4 protein-coding genes are annotated in these 6,588 nt (G+C 76.9%); all 4 read left to right on the top strand.

Annotated elements, in window-relative coordinates; translation table 11 throughout:
- The first annotated feature begins 38 nt into the window (after positions 1-38).
- Positions 39-959, top strand: coding sequence for a serine hydrolase (locus E1300_RS46290; RefSeq protein WP_242619838.1), 921 nt, complete (start codon positions 39-41; stop codon positions 957-959).
- Between the two features lie 133 nt (positions 960-1,092).
- A complete protein-coding gene (locus E1300_RS46285; RefSeq protein WP_131763625.1) occupies positions 1,093-3,810 on the top strand; it encodes an AAA family ATPase in 2,718 nt (905 codons plus the stop codon).
- A 76-nt stretch (positions 3,811-3,886) separates the two neighbouring features.
- Positions 3,887-5,650: a toprim domain-containing protein gene (locus E1300_RS46280; protein ID WP_131763624.1), complete on the top strand. Its 1,764-nt coding sequence runs from the start codon at positions 3,887-3,889 to the stop codon at positions 5,648-5,650.
- A 446-nt stretch (positions 5,651-6,096) separates the two neighbouring features.
- Positions 6,097-6,588 (top strand): gamma-glutamyltransferase (locus E1300_RS46275; protein WP_207400378.1); only part of this gene is annotated, 492 nt, incomplete at its 3' end.

Genomic DNA, 6,588 nt, shown 5'->3' with positions numbered 1-6,588 from the left:
CGCCGGGTCGTCCCGCGCCCGGCCTCCGGGTTCCTCGCGTGACCCGCCCGGGCGGCCGGCCGGGCGGCGTGCGCGCGGGCGCGGCGGAGCGGATCGAGGCGGCGTTCCGCGACGCGGGCGTGACCGGGTGCCTGCACGCCGTGGACGTGGACACGGGCCGCGAGGTCGCCCTCGGCGCGGACGAGCCGGTCGTCCTCGCGTCGGTGTTCAAGGTGCCGCTGCTCGTGGCGTTCCACCGGCAGGCGGCGGAGGGCGTCCTCGACCCGGCCGAGCAGGTGACGCTGCGCCCGGAGGACCGGACGCCGGGGCCGACCGGGGTGTCGGCGCTGCTCGACGAGGTGCGGATGTCGCTGCGCGACCTCGCCTGCCTGATGATCACGGTGAGCGACAACGCGTCCGCGGACGCCCTGCTGGAGCGGGTGGGGCTGGACGCGGTCAACGCGACGGCGGCCGAGTTCGGCCTGACCGGCACCCTCGTGCTCGACAGCGGCCGGGAGATGCTGGACGGGATGCTCGCCGACGCGGGCGCGGAGACGTTCGGCGAGGTGTGGGCCCGGCTCGACGAGCCCGGCATGTCCGCCCGGCTGCGCGCCCTCGACCCGGCCCGGACGGGCCGCTCCACCCCCCGCGACATGACCCGGCTGCTCGGGCTGGTCTGGCGGGACGAGGCCGCGCCGCCCGCCGAGTGCGCGGCGATGCGCCGGATCCTCGGCCTCCAGGTGTGGCCGCACCGGCTCGCGTCCGGCTTCCCGTACGACGACGTGGTGGTGAGCGGCAAGACCGGGACGGTCCCGACGATCCGCAACGAGATCGGCGTCGTCGAGTATCCGGACGGCGGCCGGTACGCGGTCGCGGTGTTCACCCGCTCGGCGCTGCCGGTCGCCGTGCTGCCGCAGGCCGACGCCGTCATCGGCACGGCCGCGCGGCTCGCCGTGGAGGCCCTGCGCCGCCCGCTGTGACACTCGTCACCGGTTCTCGCCGACCTCGGGACACGGCCGTCCCAATACCGCGGATCCACCTGACCGCTAAACCAGCACCCACTCCGGAAACGTAGGCTGTACCTCTGCTTTGATCACTCTTGGGGAGAATGCGTTGCGGCTGCCGGAGCATCTGGAGCTACTGCTCACCGACGAGCCGGTGCTCGACGTCTACGCGTACGGTCCCTGGCGCGTCCCGGACGGGCTCTTCGCAGAGATCTCCGACCGGATCGACGCGCTCGCCGCCGACCCGCGGGCCGTGGAGCTGACCACCGACGAGCACAAGCTGCTGACGCTGCCCGCCTCGCTCGTCACCGCCGAGATCTTCGGCATCCTCGCGTTCCTGCCCGGCGGCGGCGCGATCAAGGCGGGCTCGTACTCCCAGCTCCCCGAGCGGCTGCTGCACCGCCACCTCGTCAACCCCGGCCCGCTGAGCACCCGGATGACCCGCTGGGACGCGCCCGGCGGCCGGTGGCGCCCGCCGGTGGACTGGCTGATCGAGGCCCCCGACCGGGAGCTCGCGATCGAGCTGGCCCGCGAGTGCCTCGTCGTCCTGGAGGGCATCGCGCCGCTGGAGGAGCGGCGCCGGGCGCTGCTGCGGCTCTACGACGACCCGCCGCCCTGCGACGTGAACCTGCCCAAGATGGAGCTGCGCGAGCACTGGCACGACCGCGCCGACGAGCAGGTCCTCGCGGCGGTGCCCGAGCTGCTCGGCCCGGTCGGCTACCTGGAGTGGGTGTGCCAGGGCCTCCTCGCCGCCTACGAGCACCTGACCTCCGTCGCGCCCCGCGACGAGAAGGTCGAGTCGCACCTCGTCCAGCTCCTGCTCCAGGGCAGCCTGGAGCAGGTCCCGGCGGAGCTGGCGGCGGCCCTCGGCGAGGACCGCTACCACGAGCTCCAGCAGCGCTTCCCCGTCGAGCGGCGCGGGTTCAAGGCCGGCGCGTGGCAGGAGCAGACCCGGGCGTGGCTCGTCCGCGCCCTCGTGTCGGGCGCCGCGGACGCCTGCCGCGCCTGGCTCGACATGGCGATGCGGTTCGTCGCGATCGTCCAGGGCCTGCCGAGCGACCCGTGGTTCCCGAAGGCGGAGTGGATCCCGGTCGGGCAGTTCCAGACCGACCTGCGCCGCCTGTACGCGCCGCGCCGCCGCGTCGTGAACCCCCTCACCGAGACGCTGAAGGTGCCCGAGGGGGCGCCCGCCCCGGAGCCGGCCCGGCTGCGTCCCGACCTGGCGACCTCGCTCGTCGGGCAGCCCGAGGTCGTCCGGGCGCTGGACGAGCTGACCCGCGACAAGCGGCCCGTCCGGCTGCTGCTCGCCGGGCCCGACGGCACCGGCAAGCGGGACGCGGCGCAGGAGCTCGGCCGGGCGCTCGCGCTCGGCCGCGACCCGCTGTGGGTCACCGCCAACCTGTACGCCGGGCAGCGGCTCTCCGACGCGGTCGCGAAGCTGCACGCCGACGCCCGCGACTGCGCCGGCGACCGGCTGCTGATCATCGAGGGGCTGGACGGCATCGTCGCCGACCCCGGCAACGGCGAGGCCCTCGCCGACGAGCTGCACCGGCTGCTCGCCGTCTACCCCGACCTCCAGATCGCGGCGCTGTGCGACGCCGGCGGCGACGAGCGGATCGCCGAGGTCAACCCCGTGCTGCCGCAGCGGTTCCGCATCGCGCGGACCCGGCCGTTCGGCGCCGCCGAGCACGCCGAGCTGTTCCGCCGCGCGCTCGACCGGCACGGCCTCCGCGCCACCCGGCACGCCCTGGACGCGGCGGGCGCGCTGCTGGCCGCGACGCCGCCCATGCAGACGCTCCGCAACGCCCGCCTCGCCCCCTACCTCGCCGACCAGGTCGCCGCCGCGGCCCGGGCCCGCGCGGCGGGCGACGCCGAGCCGGTCGTCCGCAAGCAGGACATCCCGGCCGCGCTCGACACCGCGCGGTCCGCCGGCGACCCGCTCGCCGAGCTCCGCGACCTCACCGGCCTGGAGACGGTCAAGCACGAGATCGCGCTGCTCGTCGCGGGGACGCACGCGGCGCGGCTGCGCAGCGAGTCCGGCCTGAAGATCACCCCGCCGACCCGGCACATGGTGTTCACCGGCAACCCCGGCACCGGCAAGACGATGGTCGCGCGGCTCCTCGGCCGCATCTACAAGCGGCTGGGCGTGCTGTCGTCCGGGCACCTCGTCGAGGCGTCCCGCGCCCACCTGGTCGGCGAGTACATCGGGCAGACCGCGCCGCGCACCCGCCGGCTGGTCGAGCGCGCGCTCGGCGGCGTCCTGTTCATCGACGAGGCGTACACGCTCACCCAGTCGCCGCTGAAGGGCGACTACGGGCACGAGGCCATCGCCGAGCTGGTCAAGCTGATGGAGGACCACCGCGACGACCTCGTGGTGGTCGTCGCCGGGTACCAGCAGGAGATGGCGGAGTTCCTCGCCGCGAACCCGGGCCTGGACTCGCGGTTCCCGAAGCAGATCCACTTCCCCGACTACACCGACGACGAGCTGATCACCGTGTTCGAGCAGCTCGCCGCCGCCGACGGCTTCCGGCTCGCCCCGGGCACCGCCGAGGTGCTGCGGACGATGCTGCGCCGGGCGCCGCGCGGGCCGTCCTTCGGCAACGGCCGGCTGATGCGCAACCTCCTCGACGTCGCCGTCGCCAACCAGGCCGACCGGGTCGCGTCCGCGGCGGTCAGCGCCAAGCGCGCCGGGAAGGACGAGGCCGGAAAGGGCCGCAAGGGCGCGGCGCCGCGGGTGCCGACCAAGAAGGAGCTGGTCACGCTCACCGCCGAGGACCTGCCGCCGCTGCTGGACCACCCCGAGGAGTTCTTCGGCCTGTACCTGTGACCCGGCCGCACCTCTGAAACACCTCGAAACTGGGTATAACGGACACGGCTTCCCCGCTGTGCGAGGAGGCGCGCCCATGCCCGCGACCGTCCGGGACGAGGAGCGGCACCGCCTGGCGTCGGTGCTGCGCGGCATCGCAGCGGCGGAGGAGGCCCGCCTCCGGGACGGCACGCGCCCGTGGGCCTGGTGGCTCGGGCGCGCCGCGCTGCACGGGCGGCACGGGTACACCGGGACGCTGCTGATCGGCGCCCAGTGGCGGGCCGCGACCGACGTCCGCTCGTACGAGGAGTGGCGGGCGGCGGGACGGCAGGTCCGCAGGGGCGAGGCGGCGATCCGCCTGCTCACCCCGTCCGGCGGGGTCCGCGCCGTCTTCGACGTCGCGCAGACGACCGGGCTGCCCCTCCCACCCCGCGAACCGGCCGACCCGGGCCCGGCCATGGCACGGCTCGCGGCCCTGGCGTCCCGGCTCGGCGTCGCGGCGGACGGCGCCGACCTGCCCGCCCTGGTCCGGCGGCTCGCCCACGCGCTCCTGCCCGGCGACCGGGACACCCGACGGGTCGAAGCCGACTCGGCCGCCTTCCTCGTGCTCGCCTGGCTCGGGCTGGAGCCGCAGCCCCCGTCCTTCCCGGCCACCGCGCCCTGGGCCGGACCTGCCGTCGGCGACCGGATCCTGCGGCTCGCCCGGCGCCTCCACGCGTGCGCGTCCGAACCGTCCGGCGGCGTCACCCGGGCCGCGCATCGGTTCTTCCGCGCCCGGCTCCGGGACGGATGGGTCCCCGCCTACCTGGCGGGACGCGGGTTCCCCGCGGGCGTGCAGCGCCGCTGGCAGATCGGGTACGCGCCGCCCGGCCCGCGCACGCTCACCGACCACCTGCGCGGCCTCGGGCACGGCGACGACGAGATCGTGGCGGCCGGGCTGGCCCGGCGCGGCCGCTCCGGGCCGTCCGACACGTTCCAGGACCGCGCGATGTTCGCCCTCAGGACACCGGACGGCACGGTCGCCGGGTTCATCGGCCGCCGCGCCGACGGCGGCCCCGGACCCAAGTACCTGAACGGGCCGGACACCGCCCTCTTCCACAAGGGCGAGCTGCTCTACGGCCTGCACGAGGCCCGCGACCGGCTGGCGGCGGGCGCGCGGCCCGTCCTCGTCGAGGGGCCGCTGGACGCCATCGCGGTCACGCTGGCCGCGCCGGGCGACTACGCCGCCGTGGCGACCTGCGGGCTGTCGTTCACCGCCGCCCAGCTCGGCGCGCTCGCGAGCGTCGCGGACCTCGACGGGACCGGCGTCCTCGTCGCGCTGGACGGCGACCCGGCCGGACGCAGGGGCGCCCTCCGCGCCTGGGAGCACCTCGCCGCCGTCGGAGGCCCCGTCGAGACCGCCGCCCTCCCCTCGGGCCTCGACCCCGCGGGCGTCCTGCGCGCCGAGGGCCGGGCCGCGCTCCGCCGCGTCCTGCGCGCGCACACCCCGCTGATGGACGAGGCGGTGGACGCCGCCCTGACCTCGGCATGCGCCTCCTTCGGACCGCACCCCGCCGTGCGGCGTGAGGCGTCCGCGGAGGAGCGCCTCGCGGCCGTCCGCGCCGCCGCCGCGGTCATCACCGCGCGCCCCGGCGAGGCCGCCCGCCAGGCCGCCCGCGTGGCGTCCCGCACCGGCGTCCCGGCGGAACTGGTCACGGACACCCTGATCGAAGCGGCCGCCCGCGTCCGTCCGGCGTGCGGGAGGGGTTCTTCGCCGTGCGCGGCGGGCCACCGGACGCAGGCGGGCGACCGCTCACCGATGACCGGCACGGTTCAGCGAACCTACGCGCCGGTACACGGCAGGCTTCAACCACCTTGTTGAGGTGCTCCCACCGGTTCGCTGGGGGGCGGGGCGGCGGTCGGCGCGGGCCGCCGCCCCTGTAACCGGTGACGGTCCACGGCCCCGGCGGGGGGAGAGGCCACGGCGGCGCGGCACACGGCGCGCGCCCGCCGCCGTGGCCTCCTGCCGAAGGTGTCCGGTGACACCTTCCGGCCCGGACGCGCGGCAACTAACCTCGATGACGCGCCGCGAGACGCCGGTTGAGGCGCGCGGCGCGGCGGCGACGGCGAGACCGGCCGCGCCGGGGCCGCGCTCCCGCCGCCTCCCACCGCTCCGTTCGCCCCCCGCCGCTCCGCTCCCCCCGCTCCCCCGTTCCCGTCCCGACTCCCGTTCGCATGGTGCGCTCCCTCGCGGGCGCGCCCACCGCTCCCCGGCCCGGCCGCCTCACGAGGGCGCCGCGGCCGACCCCGAAGGCACCGGAGGCTCGCATGACGACGACGGCCACCGCCGACCGAGCTCTGATCTGCTCCGCCGACCACCGCGCGTCCTCCGCCGGGCTCGCGATCCTGCGGGCCGGCGGATCGGCCGTGGACGCGGCCGTGGCGGCGGGCGCCGTGCTCGCCGTCGTGGCGCCGCAGCGCTGCGGCATGGGCGGCGACCTGTTCGCGCTCGTGCAGGCGCGGCCGGGCCCGCCCGAGGTGCTGAACGCCTCGGGCCGGACCGGCTCGGGCGCCGACCCGGAGGCGCTCCGCGAGGAGGGCCACCGGCGCATGCCCGTCCGGCACGACGTCCGGTCGGTGCCGGTCCCCGGCTGCGTGGACGGGTGGCTCGCGCTCCACGAGCGGTACGGGCGGCTGCCGCTGGCGGAGGTGCTGCGGTCCGCCGTCCTGCACGCGGAGCGGGGGTTCGCCGCGACGCCGGAGTTCGCGGCGGCGAGCGAGGCCGTCGCGGGCGCGCCGGGCGCGGAGGGCCTCGCCTGG

This window comes from Actinomadura fibrosa, assembly GCF_900659615.1.
GTDB classification, from domain to species: Bacteria; Actinomycetota; Actinomycetes; order Streptosporangiales; family Streptosporangiaceae; genus Spirillospora; species Spirillospora fibrosa.
Note: the sequence above shows the minus strand (reverse complement) of the source record. Positions and strands in the feature narration are given on the sequence as shown.